Source organism: Nitratireductor sp. XY-223, assembly GCF_004959855.1.
In the GTDB taxonomy this organism is placed as follows: domain Bacteria; phylum Pseudomonadota; class Alphaproteobacteria; order Rhizobiales; family Rhizobiaceae; genus Hoeflea_A.
Genome location: NZ_SPNT01000001.1, coordinates 1,230,318 through 1,252,032, shown reverse-complemented (window position 1 = coordinate 1,252,032; position 21,715 = coordinate 1,230,318). Strand labels below are relative to the sequence as shown.

Sequence of the window (21,715 nt, the reverse complement as noted above, 5' to 3'; positions counted from 1 at the left end):
ACGGGCCGTGTCACATGCACGGCCCGAGGAACGGCCTAGTTGTCGGAGACGGGACGCGCGTCATTGACGTCGACGCGGAAGAGCCCGTCCATGATCTCGGCCTCCTTGGCCCGCGTGGCGGTCACGACTTCCGCCGGAACCAGCCCCTCGTCGAGCACCAGCGAGCCGCCACCGTGGCCCATAAAGCTGTACTGGCCGTAATCGGAAGCCTCGAAGTTGCCAGACTTCACATTGGCGATCGCCTTGTCGATGGTCGGCTCCATGTGCCAGAGCGCCGATGCCAGGATCGTGCCCGGATAGTCGCCTGACGTGTCGATCACGTTGCCGACCGCCTTGACCCCGCGCTCGACCGCCGCGTCCGACACGCCGAAGCGCTCGGCATACATGATGTCGGCCCCGGCATCCATCATCGCGAAGGCGCTTTCCTTGGCCTTCGGCGGGTCGTACCAGCTATCGATGAAATTGACGATGAACTTGACGTCCGGGTTGACCGCGCGCGCCCCGTCCATGAAGGCGTTCATCAACCGGTTCACTTCCGGGATGGCATAGCCGCCCACCATGCCGATGACATTCGATTCGGTCGCCGAGCCGGCGATCATGCCCGAAAGATAGGACGGTTCGTGGATCCAGTTGTCGAACACCGCGAAGTTCGGAGCCACCGGGCCGAAGGAGGATCCCATCAGAAACGCGGTATCGGGATAGTCCTTGGCGACCTTGCGTGCCGCGCGCTCGAGACCGAAGACCTCGCCGACGATCAGGTTCTGGCCCTGTTCGGCATATTCGCGCATCACGCGCTCATAGTCCGTGTTGGCGACGTTTTCGGAGAACACGTACTCGATGTCACCGCGCTCGGCTGCAGCGTTCAGCGCCTTGTGGATGCGGCTGATCCATTGCTGCTCCACCGGCAACGTATAGATCGCGGCCACTTTTATGTCCTGTGCGGCGGCAAATCCGGTGCTGAGAACCAGGGCCGCGAGCCCGACGAAATGCAGAACTGCTCTGCGCGTTACACTCAATGCTGATGTCATATTGTTTCCTCCCTGCCGTAAAAAGAGTTCCATAATTTTATCAAAAAGTCAAAAATTTGAATTCGATTGCCCACAGGCCACTGAATCGCCCGGTCCAGCAGTACGGATGCGCCATCAAATCGTGCGATTGCCACTTCAGGCGCTTGCGGCCCGGCGTTTTCGACTCAGCAGATAATGGACTGAAATTCCAAGGACATAACAAAACACGATCGCCAGCATCATTCCGCCATAGCCGCGCGAAACGAGAATGGCGAGCGTCACGGGCGTTCCGCACGTGTTGCCCAGGTTGCCCATCTGCGCCAAAGCACCATTGGCCATGGCCTGCGTGTCCGGTGTTCCGTTGAGTTGCGGAACGGCCGCGAAGCTGGCCCCTTGCACAAGACCCAGCGCAGCAAACAAAAGGACGCACAACGACACGCTCCCGGGATTGAGCCAAAGTCCGACCGCGATGACCAACGCCGCTGAAAATCCTGTGATGACGACATTGATTGCACTGGTGAAGCGCAGCAGCGCCATGCCGACGATCATCGAACTGACAATGCTGGCAAGCGGCATGGTCGCAGCGACAAAGGACCTGCTTTCGCTCGGGACCGTATCCGGCAGCAGGGTCAGAAGCGATACGAAACTGAACGTATAGAAAAGCCATCCAAGCGCCGGCGCAGACATGCTGGCGGATTTGTAAATCACGGCATGCTGCCGGAGCACCTGGACAATGCCCGGCAGTGTCCTGTCGGCATCGTCCGGCAGGACTGACGGAAGCAGAAAATAAAGCAGCACAAGAACAACGGCTGTTACGGCGGCATGGGCGATGAAGATCATGTGCAGTCCGTGGATCGAGACCAGCGGAATGCCCAGCCATGCGACCAGCGAAAAGGCGACGCCGAAAAAAGTGCCCCACAGGGTCAGCGTGTAGGGACGGTGCCTCACGGCACTGATCTGAGCGATCAAGGTCGGAGCCGCCACGACGATGATGAGATGGGATATGCCCTCGACGAACCGGCTGGCGAGCATCATCCAGAACGGCGGCAGCGTCGCCTGATAGGCGGACATGACTGCGCCGAGCAGGAGCGCCCATAAAAGCAGGCGCCTGAAACCGACGCGGGCAATGACCATGCCGGCCGACGTTCCAAGAAGGATCCCGATGAAGCTGATGACCGAGACAAGGAAGCCGATCTCGGTGCCGGCCCCGGGATACTGCGCCTGAAGTGTCGGAAAGACGACGGCAACCTTGGCGAACTGGGCCGCCGCGCACAGCCCGGCCGCCCAGAGCAGAAAAACCAGTCCGAATCGTGTGCTGTCTTGCCCGTTCATGCGCCAGCGTTTAGCGCGAACGGGGAGCGAACTGAATAGGTTTTGGTTTTTTGGTCCAGATGCGGCTGAATTCAGACCTCGTCGAAGTCGAGCACTACCTTGTCGGTCAGCGGGCGCGACTGGCAGGCGAGCACGAAGCCGGCTTCCAGTTCCCACGGTTCGAGCGAATAGTTGGCGGCCATCTCGACCTCGCCTTCCTTCAGCCGGCAGCGGCAGGTGCAGCACATGCCGCCCTTGCAGGAGAACGGCAGCTCGATGCCGTGCCGGTGGGCCGCATCGACGACATTGTCGTCCTGCGCGCCCATCACGAAGCCGCGCGAGGCGCCGTCGAGAACGGTCTCGATGGCAACGCCCTTCTCGGCGGCTTCCCGTGCCTTTTGCGATTTGGGTTTCGGCGGCGGGCTGCCCTCGGCCGGCGTGAACAGCTCGAAGCGGATCCGCTCGGCTGGAACGCCAAGCTTCTCCAGGCTTGCGCGGCTGGTCTCGATCATGTCGCCGGGGCCGCACAGGAAGAAATTGGCGACCGAGTCCACGTCGAACAGGCCGGTTTCCGCGAATTTCTCGATGCGTTCCGCATCCAGCCGGCCATGCAACAGGTCGACGTCCTGGCCCTCGCGACTCAGGATGTGGATCAGCGTGAAGCGCTCCAGGAACCGGTCCTTCAGGTCTTCGAGCTGCTCGCGGAAGATGACCGAGGCGCGGTCGCGATTGCCGTAGAACATGGTGAAGGTGCTGTTCGGCTCGCGCGTCAGGATCGTCTTGACGATCGAGAAGATCGGCGTCACTCCCGATCCGGCGGTAAAGGCGACATAGTGGTTGCGTGCACCGGCCGTCGGCTGCGCCGTGAAGCGGCCCTGCGGCCCCATGACGTCCACTTCCATCCCGGCTTCGAGATTGTCGTTGGCATAGTTGGAGAAGACGCCGTCCTCCACCCGCTTGATGGCGACGCGCAGTTCGCCCTCATCGAGGCCGCTGCAGATCGAATAGGTCCGCTGCACCGGTTCGCCGCCGACATCCGTCCGGAGCGTCAGATACTGCCCCGGAACGAACGCGAACGCATCTTTCGCATCCTCCGGCACATCAAAGGCGATCGACACGGCGTCCGGTGTCTCGCGGCGCACATCGGCGATCTTCAGTGAATGAAATCGGGCCATGTCTTATCCCTCAAAGGCATTTGAAATAGTCGAACGGTTCCTTGCACGCCTTGCACCGGTAAAGCGCCTTGCACGGCGTCGAGCCGAACTCGCTGACGCGCTCGGTCTCGGCGGAGCCGCATCGCGGGCAATTTACGACCGTCTCGCCGAACAGCGCCCGCTTGGAGTTGGAGGTCTTTTGCGGAGGGGCGATGCCGAACTGCCTCAGCTTCTCCCTGCCCTCATTGCTGATCCAGTCGGTGGTCCATGCAGGGCTGAGAACGGATTCGACGCGCACATCCCCGAAACCCGCATTTTGAAGCGCTTCCAGCACCATCTGCTCGATCATCCGGGTCGCCGGGCAGCCCGAATAAGTCGGCGTGACACGCGCGACGACGGCACCATCCGCGTCGATGTCGACCGACCGCAGGATTCCGAGATCGGCAACGGTGACGACCGGTATTTCCGGATCGGGAACGGCAGCCGCCGCTGCCCATGCCGCTTCGCGAACCTTGGTGTCGCTGCGTTTGCCTAGTTCGACGACCTCTGCCATCACACCGTCACCACGTCAGCCCGGGATAGGTGCGCTGCATATATTGCAGTTCGCTCAGGATATGACCGAGATGCTCGCTGTGGATGCCGTCGCGGCCGCCGGTCTGCATATAACCGACTTCCGGCAGCGCCAGCATCGCCTCGCCAAGCACCTGCTCGACCGTCTGCCGCCACTCGTCCTCGAGCGCGGAAACGTCGACGGCAAAGCCCGCCTCGATCGCCGCATCCGTCACCGGGTCCTTCTCGAAAAGCTCGCCGGTATACATGACCAGGTCTTCCAGAGCCTCGACCATGCGCGCATGGCTTTCATCGGTGCCGTCGCCGAGGCGCACCACCCATTCGGACGCGTGGCGAAGGTGATAGGCGACCTCCTTGCTGGCTTTCGCCGCGATGGCGGCCAGTTGATCGTCGCCGGATTTTTCCATCTCGCGCCAGAACGGAACCATGAAGGCTGCGATGAAGAACTGGCGCACGATCGTGTGGGCGAAGTCACCATTCGGCTGTTCGACGATCAGCGCGTTGACATAATCGCGCTCCGGTCGCGTGAAGGCGAGCTGGTCCTCGTCGCGCCCCTGCCCTTCGACGGCGCCGGCATAGCTGTAGAGCGAGCGCGCCTGCCCGATGAGGTCGAGCGCGATATTGGTCAGCGCCAGGTCCTCCTCGAGGGTCGGCGCATGCCCGGCCCATTCTCCGAGACGCTGGCTGAGGATCAGGTGGTCGTCCGCCAGCCGGAGCAGATAGGTAAAGAGTATGTTCCCCTTGGCCATTGTCGCCTCACATATTGCCCACGTCATCGGGGATCTCGTAGAAGGTCGGGTGCCGATAGATCTTGCTTGCCGTCGGCTCGAACATCATGTCCTTGTCAACCGGATCGGAGGCCACGATGTCGCTGGAACGCACCACCCACACGCTCTGTCCCTCGCCGCGCCGCGTGTAGACGTCGCGCGCTGCCTGCAGTGCAAGTTCCGCGTCGGCGGCATGGATGGAGCCGGCGTGCTTGTGGCTGAGGCCGTTGCGCGCCCGGATGAAAACCTCCCAAAGGGGAGTTGCTGTCTCGGTCATCGGAATTCCTTTCCGCAATACGGATAAGCGCTTGAATTGTTTGCCGGATTACTCGGCGGCAACCGGTGCGACCGCCTGCCGCTCGGCGCGTTTTTGCGCGTGTGCGAGCGCCGCCTCGCGGACCCAGGCACCTTCGCTTTCGACCCGCCGCCGCGTGCGCATGCGCTCCCGGTTGCATGGACCGTCGCCCTTGACGACACGCCAGAACTCGTCCCAGTCGATATCGCCGTGGTCGTAGCCCTGCTTTTCCTCGTTCCATTTGAGCTCGGGGTCGGGAACCTTGAGCCCGAGGAACTCGGCCTGCGGCACGGTCGCATTGATGAATTTGTCGCGCAGGTCGTCGTTGGAAAAGCGCTTGATCTTCCACAACATGGACTGCTGCGAGTGCACCGACTGGCCCTCGGAAGGACCGAACATCATCAGCGATGGCCACCAGAAACGGTTGAGCGCATCCTGGGCCAGCTCCTTCTGTTCATCCGAGCCGTTGCAAAGCGTGATCAGGATCTCGTAGCCCTGCCGCTGGTGGAAGCTCTCTTCCTTGCAGATGCGGATCATCGCCCGGGCGTACGGCCCGTAGGAACAGCGGCAGAGCGCGATCTGGTTCATGATCGCGGCGCCGTCGACCAGCCAGCCGATGGCCCCGATATCGGCCCAGGTCAGCGCCGGATAGTTGAAGATGGATGAATATTTGGCGGCGCCCGTCAGCAGCTGTTGGTACATCTCCTCGCGGCTGATGCCGAGCGTCTCGGCCGCCGAGTAGAGATAGAGTCCGTGGCCGCCCTCGTCCTGCACCTTTGCCATCAGTGCCGCCTTGCGGCGCAGCGTCGGCGCCCGGCTGATCCAGTTGCCCTCGGGCTGCATGCCGATGATCTCGGAATGCGCGTGCTGCGAGATCTGACGGATCAGAGTCTTGCGATAACCCTCCGGCATCGGATCGTTCGGTTCGATCTTCTGCTCGGCATCGATACGTTCCTGGAAGGCGGCAAGGAAGGCCTCGTCCTCATCGGTCTTGCCGTCGGCGCCAATCAGCCCCTGAGAATACATATCCCTGGTCCTTCTTTAGTTTAGAAGGATTATATGTTACGAAACACAAAATGTCAATTACATTATCGTAACATATTAAGCGATTCCGCGTCTATTTGGCGAACCGTTCGGCGATCTCGATTTCCGGCTTCCTGATCGGCTCATCATTGGAATCGGGACAGGCATCGAGCCAGGTCTCGCTTGCATCCGCGAGCTTGCGATAAATCCTCGCGACAAGCATCCGGGCCTCGTCGCCAAGCGAGTTTTCCGGTGTGAGTTCGGCAGGAAACGCCGGATCGCGCAGGGCAATCGGGCGGAAGTGATGGATGAGCAGGCTGCGCGCCGCCATCGCCGACAGCGGCTCGAGAAGCGCGCCCTTGCCAAGGGCACGTTCGAGCGGCGTAAACGTGTCGATGAATCTGCGATAGAGCTTTTCGACATCGTCGAGCCGCCAGGCCTGCGCAACCATGTGCCTGACCTCGGAGGCATGGTCCAGTGTCGAGTGAAACAGAACTTCACCGTTCTGCAGTTCCGGCGTCGTCGCGTTCTCCACCGTTTCGGGCCGCAGGAACACCGTCGGGCTCAGCGCCCCGAAACCGGCACTGCGCAACTGCCTGCGCCTGGCGTCCCTTCCCTCGCCCGTCTCCGTTGAGAGCGACAGAACGAGCCACTTGCCGGACCAGTCGCTGCGGTGCGGCCGATAGATGCGCCGCGCGGCCTCGGCGAATTCGGCTTCGCCGGCCTCCGCCAGCCGGTAGAAACTCTTGCGGCCGATGCGCAGCCGCGTCAGCCAACCGTCGGCCGTCAGGCGCGACATCGCGGCGCGAAGCGCGCTCGGTTCGATACGCAGCCGCTCCATCAGTTCAAGAAGCGAGCCGAGCCACAACTCGCCGCCGCGCGGAATGACGGCGTCGCCGAAAATGGTAATGACCAGCGACCAGACCCGTATGCGTTCGCGGGAGTGGAAGTCGTCGATGAGCGCTTCCAGCTCCCTGGATGCAGAATCAGACATGCCGCATTTATTGCCTGTCCGGACAGTCAGGGCAACTTGTGACAGCGAACGGACGGCTTCGGCCGGGCGTTTGGCTAGGAAAGACCACGGGCGCCGTCGATGATCAGCCGGCTGGCGATGCGTGCATATTCCTCGCGATCCACCTCGCCCTCCGGGCGGAACCACATATAGTGCCAGTTGAGCATGCCGAAGAGCGACATGGTGACCGGTTTGATCAGCCGTGCCTCGAGCCGCGGGTTGATGCCGGTCACGGCGGCGGCGAAGCGGGCGACGAGCCGCCGCTCCAGATCCTTCAGCGCTTCCTGCTCATCGCGCGGCAGGTGCTTCATCTCGTTGATCTGGACCTTGTGCTCGTGATCGGACTCGCGATAGGCCTCGAGCAGCGCGGCAATGAGCAGGTGCAATCGCTCCTCGGGCGGGGCGTCCGGCCGGTCCGCTGCTTCAACGGACAGGCAAAGTTCTTTCAGATGCGCGCCGATGACATCGTACAGGAGCGCGTCTTTGCCGGAATAATAGTGATAAAGCAACGCCTTGGAGACGCCGCAGACCTCGGCGAGCTGTGACATCGACGAGCGGTCATAGCCGACCTCTGCGAACAGCCTGGCGGCTTCCCTGAGGATGGCGCCCCGCTTGACCTCGTAGTCTAGGGCTTTGGTTCTGGCCAAGTTCGATTCCTGTCTTTGCGTTGGTTCTTAGTCGGTTTTGCGGCGATCGACAACGCGCCGCGCCTTGCCAGCCGAACGCTCGACCCCGCCGGGAACCTTGACCTCGACCCTGGCGGTGACGCCAAGCGAGCTCTTGACGTGTGCGGCCAGTTCCTTGCCGCTGTTTTCACGTACGGGCTCGTCCGCCGCGTCGGGCATCGATTCCACCATGATGGTCATCGTGTCCATGCGCCCTTCCCGCGTCAGCTCGATCTGGTAGTGCGGCGAAAGGCCGGCGCATTTCAGGAGCTGCTCCTCGATTTGCGTCGGGAAGATATTGACGCCGCGCACGATCATCATGTCGTCGGAGCGGCCGGTGACCTTTTCCATGCGCCGCATGGTCCGTGCCGTTCCGGGCAGCAGGCGCGTCAGGTCGCGCGTGCGGTACCTGATGATGGGAAAGGCCTCCTTGGTCAGCGAGGTGAAGACCAGTTCGCCCTTCTGGCCGTCCGGCAGTACCTCGCCGGTGTCCGGATCGATGACTTCGGGATAGAAGTGATCCTCCCAGATATGCAGGCCGTCTTTCGTCTCCACGCACTCGTTTGCGACGCCGGGACCCATGACTTCGGACAGGCCGTAAATGTCGACGGCATCCATGTTGAAGGATTCCTCGATCTCCTGGCGCATGGAGTTGGTCCACGGCTCGGCTCCGAATATGCCCACCTTCAGCGAGGATTCACGCGGATCGATGCCGGCCCGGCGGAACTCGTCGAGCACGGACAGCATGTAGGACGGCGTGATCATGATGATCTCGGGCTTGAAATCGTCGATCAGCGTGACCTGCCGCTCGGTCATTCCGCCGGAGACCGGTACGACCGTGCAGCCGAGCTTCTCGGCGCCGTAGTGTGCGCCGAGGCCGCCGGTGAAGAGCCCGTAGCCGTATGCGACATGCACCATCTCGCCCGGCCGGCCGCCGCTGGCGTAAATCGAGCGCGCCACGACCTGTGCCCACGTATCGATGTCCTTCAGCGTGTACCCGACCACAGTCGGCTTGCCCGTGGTGCCCGAAGACGCGTGGACGCGGGCAAGCTTTTCCTTCGGCACGCTGAACATGGAGAACGGATAGTTGTCGCGCAGGTCCTGCTTCACCGTGAACGGAAAGCGCGCCAGGTCCTCAAGCCCCTTCAGATCGTCCGGGTGAACGCCGTGCCTGTCGAAATGGGCGCGGTAGAAGGACGAGTTCTCGTAGGCGCGGCTCAGGCTTTCCTTCATGCGTTTCAACTGAAGCGATGAAATCTCGTCGCGGGATGCTGTTTCGATCGGCTCGAGGCCGCCGTCGCCGCCTGCCGCGATCGAGGCCGGTGCGCCAAGGTCGTTGTTTGATTGTGCCTGCATGTGCGTATCCTCCTGACGGCGGTCTTGTTCTTGTCATTCCTCGACGGGCAGATGCGTTCCCTTGACGGTGCGCGAGTGACCGCGAAATTCCGCCACCGTCTCGCCGTCGCCGCGTGTGACACGAATGTCGTAAATGCCGCTGCGGCCGGTCCGGTGTACCTCGCGCGCCACCGCCGTCAGCCTCTCGCCACTATGCACCGGCATCAGGAACGAGACGGCGCAGTGCTGCGCAACGGCGTTCTGGTTGTAACTGTTGCATGCGAAGGCAAAGGCGCTGTCGGCCAGCGTGAAGATGAACCCGCCATGGCAGATGTCGTGGCCGTTGGTCATGTGGTCCCGGACGGTCATCGACAGTGTCGCGGTCCCCGCCGATACCGCCTCGATCTCCATCCCGAGATGTCTTGAGGCGTTGTCGTTTTCCCACATGGATTTCGCGCAGGCCTTGGCCAGCTCATCCGGCGACATATCGGACGGATCGTGCGCTTCTGCGGACATCTTGCCTATCTCCGTCCGGTGAATACGGCGGGTCGCTTTTCAAGAAAGGCGCTCACGCCTTCCACGTAGTCCGGTGTGCGCCCGGCCTCGCGCTGCGTGTCGCGCTCGAGGTCGAGCTGCTTGTCGAGCGTGTTGGTGCCGGCCGCCTGCACCAGCATCTTGGTGAGTCCAAGCCCGACCGTTGCGCCTTTTGACAGGCTGCCCGCGAGGCTGTGTGCCTCATCCATCAGCTGTTCATCGTCGACCGCCTTCCAGATCATGCCCCACTGCTCGGCAATTTCCGCCGTCACCGGCGCGCCGGTCAGCATGACCGCTTTCGCGCGGGCTTCGCCGATCAGCCGCGTGACGGTCCATGTGCCGCCGCTGTCGGGCACCAGTCCGATCTTGGAGAACGCCTGGATGAATTTCGCCGACCTGGCCGCCAGAACGATGTCGCAGGCGAGCGCCACATTCGCTCCCGCGCCCGCGGCGACGCCGTTGACGGCACAGATCACCGGAAGCTGGATGGCGCGCAGTTTGCGGATCATCGGATTGAAATAGGTCTCGATGGTCTGGCCGAGATCGGGCGTTCCGTCCGCCGGGTCGCGCTCGCCAAGATCCTGGCCGGCGCAAAAACCGCGGCCGGCGCCGGTAATCACGACAGCTCGGCAGTCCGGATTCGCATCGGCGGTGTCCAACGCCTCCATCAAGCTGTTGTTTTGTATGGGTGTAAAGGCGTTCAGCTTGTCGGGGCGATTGAGCGTGATGACGACATAGCCGTCGCAGTTTTCCACCAGAACCCGGTCATCGCTCATTTGATTCTCCTCCCGAAATCACGGCTGCGCGCCTTCGTTTCGATAATTTATGTTGCATAAACCGACCGGTTGGTCAATGATTAAGAAACGTCGAAATCTCGATCGTCCGATCGGCAGGAGGAAAGAATGAGCGGTTTTTTTGATACGCACAAGGCAACCCTGGACCAGGCGCTGGAAGCAGCCCGGTCCCGCGATTACTGGTCACCCTATCCCGAGATTGCCAGCGGCAAGATTTACGGGGAAACAGCCAAGGAGGATGGTGCCAAAGCTTTCAAATCGGCCCTTGGCAAGGCATTTGAACTCAACGGTCACCCCGCCGACGGCGGCACCGTGGGGTCCGAACAGTCTCCTTACGGGCTCGAACTCGGCATCAAGTACCCCAAGGCATCCCCTGCTCTTCTGCTCGAGGCTTCACGAAGTGCCGCGACGGACTGGGCGAAAGCCTCCGTCGAGGATCGGGTCGGTGTGTGCCTCGAGATCCTCGACCGCCTGAACAAGCGCAGCTTCGAAATGGCCAATGCCGTCTCGCACACGACTGGCCAGGCATTCATGATGGCGTTCCAGGCCGGCGGACCGCACGCCCAGGACCGCGGTCTCGAGGCGGTGACCTACGCTTACGCGGAAATGTCCCGAACGCCGGCATCGGCTGTCTGGACGAAACCGCAGGGCAAGCACGATCCCCTGGTGCTTGAAAAGCGTTTCCGGGTTATACCGCGCGGCGTCGCCCTGGTCATCGGTTGCGCGACGTTCCCCACCTGGAATTCATACCCGGGGCTTTTCGCCAGCCTTGCCACCGGCAACACGGTGATCGTCAAGCCGCACCCGGGCGCCGTCCTGCCGCTTGCAATCACCGTCAGCATCGGCCGTGCGGTCCTTGCCGAAGCGGGCTTCGACCCGAACGTTCTGCTTCTTGCCGCCGACGAACCGGGTTCCGAGATCACCAAGGAACTGGTCGCCGATCCCGCCGTCCGCATCATCGACTTCACCGGCTCGAACGCCTTCGGAGACTGGGTGCGGGAGAATGCCGGCCGCGACACACAGGTCTATACCGAGGAAGCCGGCGTCAATTCGATCGTCGTCGCCTCTACGGACAATTTCCGCGGCATGTGCTCGAATATCGCCTTCTCGCTTTCGCTCTACAGCGGCCAGATGTGCACCGCGCCGCAGAACATCTACGTGCCGGAAGGCGGCATCGACACCGACGAAGGCCACAAGGACTTCGACGCGGTCGCAGAAGGGATCAAGGTCTCGGTCGACAAGCTGCTCGGCGATCCCGACCGGGCCGCGGGCGTGTGCGGCGCCATCGCCAGCGACGCGACCCTCGAGCGCGTCGAAGCGGCAGCCGGCCTCGGCACCGTTCTGCGGCCCTCTGCCTCGCTTGAGAATCTGGCCGATGCGCGCACGGCAACGCCGCTGATCCTCAAAGTGCGCGACAGCGAGGGCGATGCGCATCACCAGGAGCGGTTCGGGCCGATCAGTTTCATCATCGCCGTTTCCGACGCCGAAGAAGGCATCGCGCGGGCCGCGGCGCTCGCGTCCGAGAAAGGGGCGATCACGGCGTCGGTCTATGCAACCGACGACGCGACGCTTGATCGGGCCGCCGACGCCTTCGCCGATGCGGGCGTCAGCCTGTCGTGCAACCTGACGGGCGGGGTTTTCGTCAATCAGAGCGCCGCGTTCAGCGACTATCATGTGACCGGCGCCAACCCGGCCGGCAACGCAGCGCTGACGGACGCGGCGTTTGTCGCCAACCGGTTCCGGATTGCGGCGACGCGCCGGCACAAGGCGGCCTGACCCAAGAATTGCCAATGCGGCGCCGGCACGGCACCGCAGTGGCATTGAGCCGGTCGGCTTTTTCATCAAATACGACAAATTACGGGGATTCCGGGCCTTTTGAGGTTGTATGGGCGGGAAATCGGGATATCGTCCCGGCGGGGCGAATATCAGATGGGACATACCGATGCGCAAAACCGTTCTCGTGGCCGCCGCGGCCGCAATCCTTGCCTGGGCCACAAGCGCCAGTGCCGAAGACCTCACCTTCAAGCTGATCAACCAGTCACCGAGCCCGATCACTGCGTTCCATGTCTCTTCGGAAGACACAAGCTCGTGGCAGCGGAACCTTCTCGCCGGCGGTATTCTGGATGTGGACTACGAGGTCGACGTCATCATTGCCGACGGCCTGAACACGTGTATCTACGATATTCGGGCCGAGTTCGAGGACGGCGAGACGCTGGAAGACTACGGTCTCGATCTGTGTGACCTGGGCTCATATATTTTCGAATAGCTGACCGCCCGGCGGCCAGGCGGACCTGCTGACATGGCGAACCCGCGCCGTCGGTTACGACAGCGCGGCTTGGTCCGGCGTTAACGCCGGTCTTCGTCAGGAAACAGCGATCTCTATGTCGCTGTAGCCGAGGCCGTCGGCGCCGTCGCCGGCGTCAAGGACCCGTTTCAGGGACCACGTCCCGACGTCGATTTCCGCGACATTGCCGGTTGACTGCGCACCGACGAACAGCGCCGATCCGTCCGGGGCGAACAGCAACGATGCAGGTGTCTTCAGCCCACCTGCAGCGAGGTCGATTTCGGACACCATCTCGCGCGATGCGGCATCGTAGACCACCACACGGTCACCCTTCAGGTCGGCAACGGCGACGCTGCCGCCGTCGGGATGGAAGCGGACCCGGATCGGCAGGAAGCCGGCATCGATACGTGCGACCTGTTCCATTGACCCGGTGTCGAAAACGATGATGTCGCGGGACAGGTTGTTGCCCACCCAAAGATGCCTTCCGTCCGGACTGACATCCACGGCCTCGGGCCCCTGCCCGGCGGCGACCGTTTCCAAGAGCTCCATCAAGTCCACATCGATGACGCTGACCGTATCGGATCCGCGGCTGGTGACATAGGACGTGGAGAAATCAGGCGACAGGGCAAGGAGGTGCGATCCGATCTGGTCCGTCGTTGCAGAGGCACTGACACGGCCTTCTCCAAGATCGACCCTAATCACGTCCCGGGTCTCCTCCGTTGTGGCGATCACGCTGTTCGTGTTGCCGATCCAGCCGATGCCGTGCGGCGCCCGATGCGGCGCAATGGAAATCGTTTTCTGAAGGTTGCCAGTCGCGACATCGAAAAGATTCAGTTCCTCACCGACATAACCCTCCTCCTTGTAGGACACGACAACGGCTGTCTTTCCATCGGGCGAAATGGCCACTTCGTGGGGAGATCCACCGGCCGGTGAACGGGTGATTTCCTTGCCGCTGTCGAGATCGATGAAGCTGACGGTGCCGTCAAACTTGTTGCCGACAACGAGAGTGTTCGCGACCACCGGGACCGAAAGGGCGGCGAGCGAGCAGGCAGTCAACAGGATGGTTCGCATGGGATCTCCATGTTTGCGATGTACCCCGCCACGCATGGACCGGGCGGGGCCGGATGGCCACCTCCATTTCTTGTTCCGCATTTGACGGGAAGCGGCCGCTTGCTCCTGAGGTGGGGAAGCGTTTCGGGCTTTTTCTGGGCAAATCCGGATTGCCCCTCATACTTTAGTCGTCCCTGCCCTGCCCGACCGGCACACACGCATAGCCCCGGTCGCCCGTGTTTCAGGCCGCCGCCGGACCTGAAACAACTGAAACCTCCGGCAACAATTGAAACACGACGCCGCCCGGAAAGACACGCAACTGAAATCCCGCGCATCCAACTTCCGGCCAGATAAGCCGCGAGGCCTATCGCCAAGGACAGACACACTTGTTGAAATGAGGATGCTCCCATGACACAGGCCACAATGACCAAAACCAAAGTCGACAACGGCGTCAACGTCGAAGCACTGATCGGCGCCCGCGGCGCCCTCGAAGAAGCACCGGCGGCGGCACAATTCAAATGGCGCACAAGCTGCCATTGGGTGAACGGAACGCACAGCCGTTCGACCATCAGCGGCTTTTTCGGGCTCGGCGAGGAACAGTCGCGTCAGCGAACGTTTACCATCGACGCCGACCATCCCGAGGTCTTCGCCGCGGAAGATAACGCGCCGACGCCGGCCGAACTCGCATTGACCGGTCTCGCGAGCTGCCTGATGGGCGGCGTTGCCGCCGTCGCGCAGCACCGTGGAATCCAGCTCTACTCGGTCCATGCGACCGTTGAGGGCGATATGGATCTCCAGGGCATTCTCGGCATCGATGACGATGTCCGCAACGGCTTCGGAACCATCCGTGTGACGTTCGACGTGGACGCCGACGCATCCGCCGACGAGATCAGGGCGCTTGTTGCCCAGTCGCAGAAGCGCTCGGCCATCTTCGACTGCATCACCAACCCGACCAACGTCGTCGTCGACGTTGTCTGATCAGGCTCTCAACGAAAGGCGAGTGTCGTGAACAAGACTACGACCGTCATCATCGGCGCCGGCCAGTCCGGACTCGCCATGAGCCAGCAACTGACGCAGCGCTCCATCGACCACGTGTTGCTGGAGCGCGGCGACATTGCCAATTCGTGGCGCACGGAGCGTTGGGATTCGCTCCGGCTGCTGACCCCCAATTGGCAAAGCCGCCTCCCCGGTTTCCGCTACGACGGCCCGGATCCCGACGGATATATGGACATGCCGGAGGTCATCCGGTTTCTCGACGGCTATGGCCGCCACGTCCAGGCGCCCGTCGAAACGCACACGTCGGTCGAAGCGGTCCGGCGGACCGATTCCGGCTATCGCGTTGAGACCGATCGCGGCACCTGGCTGTGCCGGACGCTGGTCGCGGCGTCGGGCGCCTGCAACATCGCCGGCGTTCCGAAGATCGCGGATCAGGTCCCGCACGGGATCGATTGCATCACCCCGATGCAATACCGCAATCCCGGACAACTTGCGGACGGGCGCGTTCTTGTCGTCGGCGCTTCGGCGACCGGGATGCAGCTCGCCCGGGAAATCCGGCAGTCGGGTCGCGACGTAATCCTGGCCGCTGGCGAGCATGTCCGGGTTCCGAGGGTCTATCGTGGCCGTGACATCAAGTGGTGGATGGACCGATGCGGCCTTCTCGACCTGCGCTACGACGAGGTCGATGACATCAGGCGCGCGCGTCGCGTCCCCTCGCTGCAGCTTGCCGGTACGCACGACCGTGCCGACCTGGACATCAATGCCCTGGCGGAAACGGGCATCGAAGTCGTCGGGCGGCTCGCCGGCGCGCGCGACAATACCCTCCTGTTTTCCGGCGCCCTCGGCAACATTTGCGCGCTGGCGGATCTCAAGATGAACCGCCTCCTCGACACCATCGACGCGTGGATCGAAGACAACGGGATGACCGGTGAAGTCGACGCCAAGCACCGCTTCGATCCGACACGGATCGCAGCGTCGCCGCGTCTTGAGATCGATCTCGCTTCTTCAGGCATCAAATCCATAGTCTGGGCAACCGGGTATCGTCCCGACCATTCATGGCTCGACGTGCCGGTCTTCGACCGCAAGGGCAGGATCGTCCATGATGGCGGCGTTACCGGCTCTCCCGGCCTGTACGTGATGGGTCTGCCGTTCCTGCGCCGGCGCAAGTCGTCGCTGATCGACGGCGCCGCGGACGATGCGCGGGACCTCGCCGACCACCTGCAGGCATTCCTCGCCGACCGTTCCCTGGCCGCATAGACCTTCGAGGCCTTTGGCCACAGCCGAAATTCCGTCACCGGCCAACGGCGTGCCGTTTGCTCGGGGTGTTGCGCGCACGTGGCTCCCGGTTATCGGGCAGGATGGACGTGCACCTGAATCAAAAGGCGCCGTCACTCTTCAGTGACAGCGCCCTCGGGGAGGTTATCGGGAATTATCAGCGTTGCCCGGATCACCGGTCGACGTCGCGAAAGACGCCCCTGCCGCTTGAAATGCCGAACGCGACTTCGCCGCGCGTCATGCCGATGTCATGCAGTTCGTAACTCGACATGTCCATCAGCTGCTCGTGTTCGCGCCGTGTCCGGCGTTTCGCACGTGCACGCTCCGAAAACGGGTTCAACCAGTTCAGTGCGGCTGCGGTGATTGCCATGGTCCGTGTACCGGGCCGGTTGGCGCTGTGGTCTATGATTACAGTCATTTCCAGCTCCTGTATCTTCGTCTGTTTCGTTCATGCCCGGTTCGCTTCGAGCACCGCCTGTATGATCAGAATTTAGGAGCGCGCTGTTTCACTTGGATTTCCAAATGGCCGGCTGCGTGTTTCATTTGTTGTCGTCTAGCAACGACCAATGATTCGGAAGCCTCAGCGTTTTCAGCAATTTGCCACGGCAGCAGAAGCCTCCGACACCGCCGGTTGAAACAATTGACACATAAACGGCTCGATTCACGTGGGCATGTGGTGGGCCGAAGGATCTCTCAGCGGACAAATTTACCGGTTCCGGACACCTATTTACGAAATATAAACACTTGAAGAACACAACTGGAACATATAGTGTATGTTCCGTATTTGTTTCTCCGACTCGGGAGCCCAGCGATGCTGACGCGCAAACAACACGAACTCCTGCTGTTCATCCATGAGCGAATGAAAGAATCGGGCATCCCGCCATCCTTCGACGAAATGAAGGAAGCCCTCGACCTCGCGTCGAAATCGGGAATTCACCGCCTGATCACCGCTCTGGAGGAACGGGGTTTTATCCGCCGCCTGCCGAACCGTGCGAGGGCTTTGGAGGTGCTGAGATTGCCGGAGACCATGATTCCCGGCAGCCAGCCGCGCAAGGGCTTTTCGCCGAGTGTCATCGAAGGCAGCCTCGGCAAACCGGCGGCAGAGGACAAGGTCCAGCAGCTTCGTCACGACGACGATATGGAGCCGGCCGCCAGCGTTCCGGTCATGGGCCGCATTGCTGCCGGTGTCCCGATATCGGCAATCCAGAACATCACGCATACGATCAGCGTTCCCCCCGAAATGCTCTCAAGCGGCGAACACTATGCGCTCGAGGTCAAGGGTGATTCGATGATCGAAGCGGGAATCTTCGACGGCGACACGGTGGTGATCAAGAATACATCCACCGCCAATCCCGGTGAAATCGTCGTGGCGCTGGTCGACGAGGAAGAAGCGACACTCAAGCGCTTCCGCCGCAAGGGCGCGTCGATTGCGCTCGAGGCGGCGAATCCGGCCTATGAAACCCGGATATTCGGACCCGACCAGGTCAAGATCCAGGGCAAGCTCGTCGGGCTGATCCGCCGCTACCACTGACCGGGCGTTTCGGCCGTTAGTCGCCGGCCCCGGCCATCCATAGCGGTTTTCGTTTCTTGTATGAACGGCTGCGCCAGTCATAGAAGCGCTGCCGCGTCCACGGCCTGTCCGACAGTTCTATGGCGGAGACGATCTCCAGCGCGTCGCCCCGGTGCCGGACTTCAAGAGAACCGCTTTGCCTGAGCATGCGCCCGGTCACCAGCACGGCACCGGAGTAACACCGCCCGAGCGCGATGCGTTTTGCCGTGATGACCAGGTCGGCGACATCGCAGGCCGGCCCGAGGTAGCGCAGGTCCTCGATAACCGCGACGGACGCGCCGCTGCCGGTCGAACCGACACAAAATTCCTTTTGCGAACAGGCAAAGACCGGCGTGCCGGCGTTCTCCCGGAGGGCGTCGGACAGGATGGCGGAGAGATCACCTGCGCCATTGCCGACGGCGGCGGCAACGGGGCTGATTGTCTGCGGCCTGGCCAGCGCCCTCTGCCACTGCTCGAAGACAAACCTATTCGGGCGCCCGCGGTTGGTTGCCAGCCCGTCTTCCGACACAAGGGCGACCAGCCGGCCGTCTTCTGAAATCACCACCGCCGGATCGTCGCGTGCCATTGTGACCATCCCGACCGCCGCACAGACTGCAACTGCAAGGCCGAACAGCCTGAGCCGCGTTCTGCCGAGCACGAACAACAGGAAGCCGCCGGTCAGGACAAGCAGAAGGCCGGTATGGACCCGCCCGATGACGACGGCCCCACCAAGGTCCTCGACGGAGCGGGCAATCCACATGACAGTGTCGAGCCCGGCCCCCATGACAACAAGCGGCCAGTGTTCCAGCCCGAACGGCAGGGCCAGCATCGATACCAGCCCCATGGGCATGACGACGAAGGTCACCACCGGCATGGCGGCCAGGTTGGCCAGCAGGCCGTATGCGGCGACACGATGGAAACTGTAGACAGCATACGGACCCGTCGCGAGGCCGGCAACGATGGAGGTGACTCCAAGAGCCACAAAGAAGACAGCGACGGTCCGAAGCGGCCCGGGCCCGGCGTAGTCGGCTGCGCCGGGCCGGTTTTCCGAGTACTTTCGCCACAGACCATAGGTGGCAATCAGGGCCGCCGTTGCCGCGAACGACATCTGGAAGCCCGGCCCGAGGACCGCCGACGGTGTGATCATGATGATGACGATCGCCGCGAGGGCGACATTGCGCATGGTCAGTGCCGGTCGATCCACCAGCACGGCGACAAGGACAATGGCAAGCATGATCCAGGCACGCTGGGTCGACACGCTGGCGCCGGATATGACGAGGTAGAGTGACGCCACCACGAGCGCGCCGGCCGCGGCGATCTTCTTGACCGGCAGGGCCTGAACCGCGGTCGGAAACAGGCTGAACGCGGCGCGCACGAAAAAGAAAAACGTGCCGGCCACCAGGGCCATGTGCAGCCCGGAAATGGCAAGGACATGGGCAAGCCCGCTCGCCCGCAGCGCCTCAACCGTGTCGGGGCTCAATCCGCGCCGGTCCGCGACAGTCAACGCGCTGGCAAATCCTCCGGTATCGCCGGGCAAAACCGACCGGATGCGCGACGCGACGGCCGCACGCAGGCGTGAGACACCAAGACGGATTTCCTCAAGCGGTCCGCGATCATCGCCTGCCGCCGAGGTGACAGCTTCCGGCGCTCCGTAGAAGAACCCATAGGCGCCAAGCCCGTTGAAATAGGCATGGAATGAAAAGTCGTAACCGCCCGGCAGCGCCGGACCGGATGGTGGTTGCAGACGGGCGAGCCCGGCGACCGTGCCGCCGATTTCCACCGGCGCCTGGCCACCGCGCGCGACCAATCGCACCCGTCCCGGCGGCCGTCTGATTTCCGGTTCGCTTGTCCTTTCCACATCGATCGTGTAGCGCCAGCGGCTGGCATGGTCGACATCCCGGCTGACCACCCTGCCCTCGATGCGGGTCGTGACCTCGCCGTCGAGCAGGATCGTCTGGTGGCGCCGGGTCTCAATTTCGGAGGCAAGCATGCCGGCAAGGAAACCCGCTGCCAGAACAAGCGGGCCCCGCCACCGGCCCTCGCCTTTCAACAGCAGCCAGAGTGTCAGGACGGCGAACAGGATTGCGATCGGCGGCAGCGGCAGTCTTTCTGCACTGCCGAACCACACAATGGCACCGCCGGCCATGGCCACCGGCAACCACAGGATCGTCTGGCCGGTGCCCGTTTCTTCGCGGAAGGCCTGCGCCAAAGCGTTGAAGGCATTCGAGTTTTTTCGCTCGTGCCCGGAATCGGTACGGGCAGCGTCCGGTATTTGATCAATACCGCCTTCCCCGGGTCGGGACCGGCTCTCAACCGTGTCTGCCCTGTTCATGGAACCGATGCCTTACCCCTGCTCTGCCGCCTCGATCCTACACAGCAACGCTTCGCCGGCAAAGCCGCCCCCGGAGGCCTTGCACTCTGACCGGTGTGTGTTACATGAGCGCCGAGTTCCAGACAGTCTGCAACAAACAGGAAACCTCCATGTCCGGAGAAGTCATTACCCGTTTCGCACCCTCGCCGACCGGATTTCTGCATATCGGCGGCGCCCGGACCGCATTGTTCAACTGGCTTTATGCGAGAAACCGGGGCGGCAAGATGCTGCTGCGCATCGAGGACACCGATCGCAGCCGCTATTCCGAGGAGGCCGTCGCGGCGATCAAGGACGGCCTCGAATGGCTTGGCCTGTCCTGGGACGGCGACGCGATTTCCCAGTATGCGCGGGTCGAACGCCACCGCGAGGTGGTTGAACAACTGCTCGTGGCCGGCAAGGCCTACAGATGCTACGCGACGCCCCAGGAACTTGAGGAGATGCGCGACAAGGCACGCGCCGAAGGACGCCCGCCGCGCTACGACGGCCGATGGCGCGACCGCGATCCGTCCGAAGCCCCGGATGGTGCCGTTCCGGCCATCCGCATCAAGGCGCCGCGCCAGGGCGACACGACGGTTGCCGACAAGGTGCAGGGCGAAGTCTCGTTTCCCAATGCCGACCTCGACGACTTCATCATCCTGCGTTCGGACGGGAACCCGACCTACATGCTGGCCGTCGTGGTCGACGACCACGACATGGGCGTGACCGACATCATCCGCGGCGACGACCACCTGACCAATGCGGCCCGTCAGACGGTGATCTACGAGGCCATGGGCTGGCCGGTGCCCAATATGGCGCACATCCCGCTGATCCACGGCCCTGACGGTGCCAAACTCTCCAAGCGCCACGGCGCGCTCGGTGCGGAGGCCTACCGGGAGATGGGCTATCTTCCAGAGGCCCTGTGCAATTATCTCGTGCGGCTCGGCTGGAGCCATGGCGACGACGAGATCATTTCCATGAAGCAGATGATCGAGTGGTTCGACATCGCCCATGTCAACAAAGGCGCCGCGCGCTTCGACATCAAGAAGCTTGAAGCGATCAACGGCCACTATGTGCGCAATGGCGATGACGATGATCTCGTTGAAGCACTGCTCGGCTTCTTCCCCTACATGGAAAACGGAGCATACTTCGAAGAGCGTCTGACGCCTGAGACCGTCGCGCGGCTGAAAACGGCTATGCCGGGCCTCAAAGAGCGCGCCAGGACACTTGTCGATCTCGCCGACGGCGCCCGCTTCCTGTTCGCCGAACGTCCATTGCACAACGAGGAAAAGGCCGAGAAGATCCTTGCCGAAGGCGGGCGCGATGTGCTGCGGCAATTGTTTCCGATACTGGAAACTGTGGTCGACTGGCAGATCGAACCGCTGGAAACAGCGATCAGGGAATTCGCCGACGCGCATGAACTGAAGCTCGGCAAGGTGGCACAGCCCCTGCGCGCCGCGCTGACCGGCAGGACCACCTCGCCCGGCGTGTTCGACGTGATCGCCGTGCTCGGCCGCGACGAGGCGCTGGGCCGGATTAGCGACCAGTTGAACTGACTGGTTCCAAACACTGGATATTTACGGTGCAGTGCGGTATTTACCCACCAGCGGACGGCTTGCGGGTTTCACGATAACGTGCGGTTTCTGGCATTACCTGCGATGCGTCCCGCTCAATAATGGCCGTTGGCCGGTCAATTTAGCGTCCTGCTGCAACCGCTTGGCAGAGGCGCCTCGTGTGTGATCCATTG

21 protein-coding genes are annotated in these 21,715 nt (G+C 62.5%); 6 read left to right on the top strand and 15 right to left on the bottom strand.

All coding sequences use genetic code 11. The features are described from left to right. Nucleotides 1–35: 35 nt before the first annotated feature. The 12 genes from E4M07_RS05675 to paaG all read right to left on the bottom strand — a co-directional run bounded on the left by E4M07_RS05675 (nucleotide 36) and on the right by paaG (nucleotide 10,449). Nucleotides 36–1,028: a BMP family protein gene (locus E4M07_RS05675; protein WP_206057175.1), complete on the bottom strand. Its 993-nt coding sequence runs from the start codon at nucleotides 1,026–1,028 to the stop codon at nucleotides 36–38. 135 nt (nucleotides 1,029–1,163) lie between these two features. Next, the gene (locus tag E4M07_RS05670) at nucleotides 1,164–2,339 is read right to left on the bottom strand and encodes an MFS transporter (protein WP_136657284.1); all 1,176 of its coding nucleotides are present in this window, start codon (nucleotides 2,337–2,339) and stop codon (nucleotides 1,164–1,166) included. A gap of 71 nt (nucleotides 2,340–2,410) precedes the next feature. Further along, on the bottom strand, nucleotides 2,411–3,493 hold the full coding sequence (gene paaE, locus E4M07_RS05665) for a 1,2-phenylacetyl-CoA epoxidase subunit PaaE (RefSeq protein WP_136657283.1): 1,083 nt from the start codon (nucleotides 3,491–3,493) through the stop codon (nucleotides 2,411–2,413). 10 nt (nucleotides 3,494–3,503) lie between these two features. After that, on the bottom strand, nucleotides 3,504–4,025 hold the full coding sequence (gene paaD / locus E4M07_RS05660) for a 1,2-phenylacetyl-CoA epoxidase subunit PaaD (protein WP_136657282.1): 522 nt from the start codon (nucleotides 4,023–4,025) through the stop codon (nucleotides 3,504–3,506). A 7-nt stretch (nucleotides 4,026–4,032) separates the two neighbouring features. Further along, the gene (paaC, locus tag E4M07_RS05655; protein WP_136657281.1) at nucleotides 4,033–4,791 is read right to left on the bottom strand and encodes a 1,2-phenylacetyl-CoA epoxidase subunit PaaC; all 759 of its coding nucleotides are present in this window, start codon (nucleotides 4,789–4,791) and stop codon (nucleotides 4,033–4,035) included. A 7-nt stretch (nucleotides 4,792–4,798) separates the two neighbouring features. Next, the gene (paaB, locus tag E4M07_RS05650) at nucleotides 4,799–5,086 is read right to left on the bottom strand and encodes a 1,2-phenylacetyl-CoA epoxidase subunit PaaB (protein WP_136657280.1); all 288 of its coding nucleotides are present in this window, start codon (nucleotides 5,084–5,086) and stop codon (nucleotides 4,799–4,801) included. Nucleotides 5,087–5,134: 48 nt separating this feature from the next. Continuing rightward, nucleotides 5,135–6,130, bottom strand: coding sequence for a 1,2-phenylacetyl-CoA epoxidase subunit PaaA (gene paaA, locus E4M07_RS05645; RefSeq protein ID WP_136657279.1), 996 nt, complete (start codon nucleotides 6,128–6,130; stop codon nucleotides 5,135–5,137). A gap of 91 nt (nucleotides 6,131–6,221) precedes the next feature. Further along, a complete protein-coding gene (paaX, locus tag E4M07_RS05640) occupies nucleotides 6,222–7,121 on the bottom strand; it encodes a phenylacetic acid degradation operon negative regulatory protein PaaX (RefSeq protein ID WP_136657278.1) in 900 nt (299 codons plus the stop codon). Nucleotides 7,122–7,195: 74 nt separating this feature from the next. Further along, entirely contained in the window at nucleotides 7,196–7,786 is a 591-nt protein-coding gene (locus E4M07_RS05635) for a TetR/AcrR family transcriptional regulator (protein ID WP_136657277.1), read from the bottom strand. Between the two features lie 27 nt (nucleotides 7,787–7,813). Then, nucleotides 7,814–9,160, bottom strand: a complete 1,347-nt coding sequence (gene paaK, locus E4M07_RS05630) for a phenylacetate--CoA ligase PaaK (protein ID WP_136657276.1) — start codon at nucleotides 9,158–9,160, stop codon at nucleotides 7,814–7,816. A 33-nt stretch (nucleotides 9,161–9,193) separates the two neighbouring features. Continuing rightward, the gene (gene paaI, locus E4M07_RS05625) at nucleotides 9,194–9,655 is read right to left on the bottom strand and encodes a hydroxyphenylacetyl-CoA thioesterase PaaI (RefSeq protein ID WP_136657275.1); all 462 of its coding nucleotides are present in this window, start codon (nucleotides 9,653–9,655) and stop codon (nucleotides 9,194–9,196) included. A gap of 5 nt (nucleotides 9,656–9,660) precedes the next feature. Further along, on the bottom strand, nucleotides 9,661–10,449 hold the full coding sequence (gene paaG, locus E4M07_RS05620; RefSeq protein WP_136657274.1) for a 2-(1,2-epoxy-1,2-dihydrophenyl)acetyl-CoA isomerase PaaG: 789 nt from the start codon (nucleotides 10,447–10,449) through the stop codon (nucleotides 9,661–9,663). A gap of 126 nt (nucleotides 10,450–10,575) precedes the next feature. On the opposite strand from paaG, the gene paaN reads away from it, so the two are divergent. Together paaN and E4M07_RS05610 are read left to right on the top strand one after the other, a co-directional pair. Next, nucleotides 10,576–12,243: a phenylacetic acid degradation protein PaaN gene (paaN, locus tag E4M07_RS05615; RefSeq protein ID WP_136657273.1), complete on the top strand. Its 1,668-nt coding sequence runs from the start codon at nucleotides 10,576–10,578 to the stop codon at nucleotides 12,241–12,243. Between the two features lie 166 nt (nucleotides 12,244–12,409). Next, on the top strand, nucleotides 12,410–12,733 hold the full coding sequence (locus E4M07_RS05610) for a hypothetical protein (protein ID WP_136657272.1): 324 nt from the start codon (nucleotides 12,410–12,412) through the stop codon (nucleotides 12,731–12,733). 96 nt (nucleotides 12,734–12,829) lie between these two features. Here E4M07_RS05610 and E4M07_RS05605 read toward each other — a convergent pair whose 3' ends face one another. After that, on the bottom strand, nucleotides 12,830–13,822 hold the full coding sequence (locus tag E4M07_RS05605; RefSeq protein WP_169054099.1) for a beta-propeller fold lactonase family protein: 993 nt from the start codon (nucleotides 13,820–13,822) through the stop codon (nucleotides 12,830–12,832). Between the two features lie 387 nt (nucleotides 13,823–14,209). On the opposite strand from E4M07_RS05605, the gene E4M07_RS05600 reads away from it, so the two are divergent. Together E4M07_RS05600 and E4M07_RS05595 are read left to right on the top strand one after the other, a co-directional pair. Next, nucleotides 14,210–14,779: an OsmC family protein gene (locus tag E4M07_RS05600; RefSeq protein ID WP_206057174.1), complete on the top strand. Its 570-nt coding sequence runs from the start codon at nucleotides 14,210–14,212 to the stop codon at nucleotides 14,777–14,779. 27 nt (nucleotides 14,780–14,806) lie between these two features. Beyond that, nucleotides 14,807–16,054, top strand: coding sequence for an NAD(P)-binding domain-containing protein (locus E4M07_RS05595; protein ID WP_136657270.1), 1,248 nt, complete (start codon nucleotides 14,807–14,809; stop codon nucleotides 16,052–16,054). Between the two features lie 190 nt (nucleotides 16,055–16,244). Here the strand turns inward: E4M07_RS05595 and E4M07_RS05590 are convergent, their stop codons facing one another. Further along, a complete protein-coding gene (locus E4M07_RS05590) occupies nucleotides 16,245–16,490 on the bottom strand; it encodes a DUF1127 domain-containing protein (RefSeq protein ID WP_136657269.1) in 246 nt (81 codons plus the stop codon). 393 nt (nucleotides 16,491–16,883) lie between these two features. On the opposite strand from E4M07_RS05590, the gene lexA reads away from it, so the two are divergent. Further along, a complete protein-coding gene (lexA, locus tag E4M07_RS05585) occupies nucleotides 16,884–17,603 on the top strand; it encodes a transcriptional repressor LexA (protein WP_136657268.1) in 720 nt (239 codons plus the stop codon). Between the two features lie 16 nt (nucleotides 17,604–17,619). Here lexA and E4M07_RS05580 read toward each other — a convergent pair whose 3' ends face one another. Further along, a complete protein-coding gene (locus E4M07_RS05580; RefSeq protein ID WP_136657267.1) occupies nucleotides 17,620–19,953 on the bottom strand; it encodes a ComEC/Rec2 family competence protein in 2,334 nt (777 codons plus the stop codon). A gap of 149 nt (nucleotides 19,954–20,102) precedes the next feature. On the opposite strand from E4M07_RS05580, the gene gltX reads away from it, so the two are divergent. After that, a complete protein-coding gene (gene gltX / locus E4M07_RS05575) occupies nucleotides 20,103–21,524 on the top strand; it encodes a glutamate--tRNA ligase (RefSeq protein WP_136657266.1) in 1,422 nt (473 codons plus the stop codon). The last annotated feature ends 191 nt before the right edge of the window (nucleotides 21,525–21,715 follow it).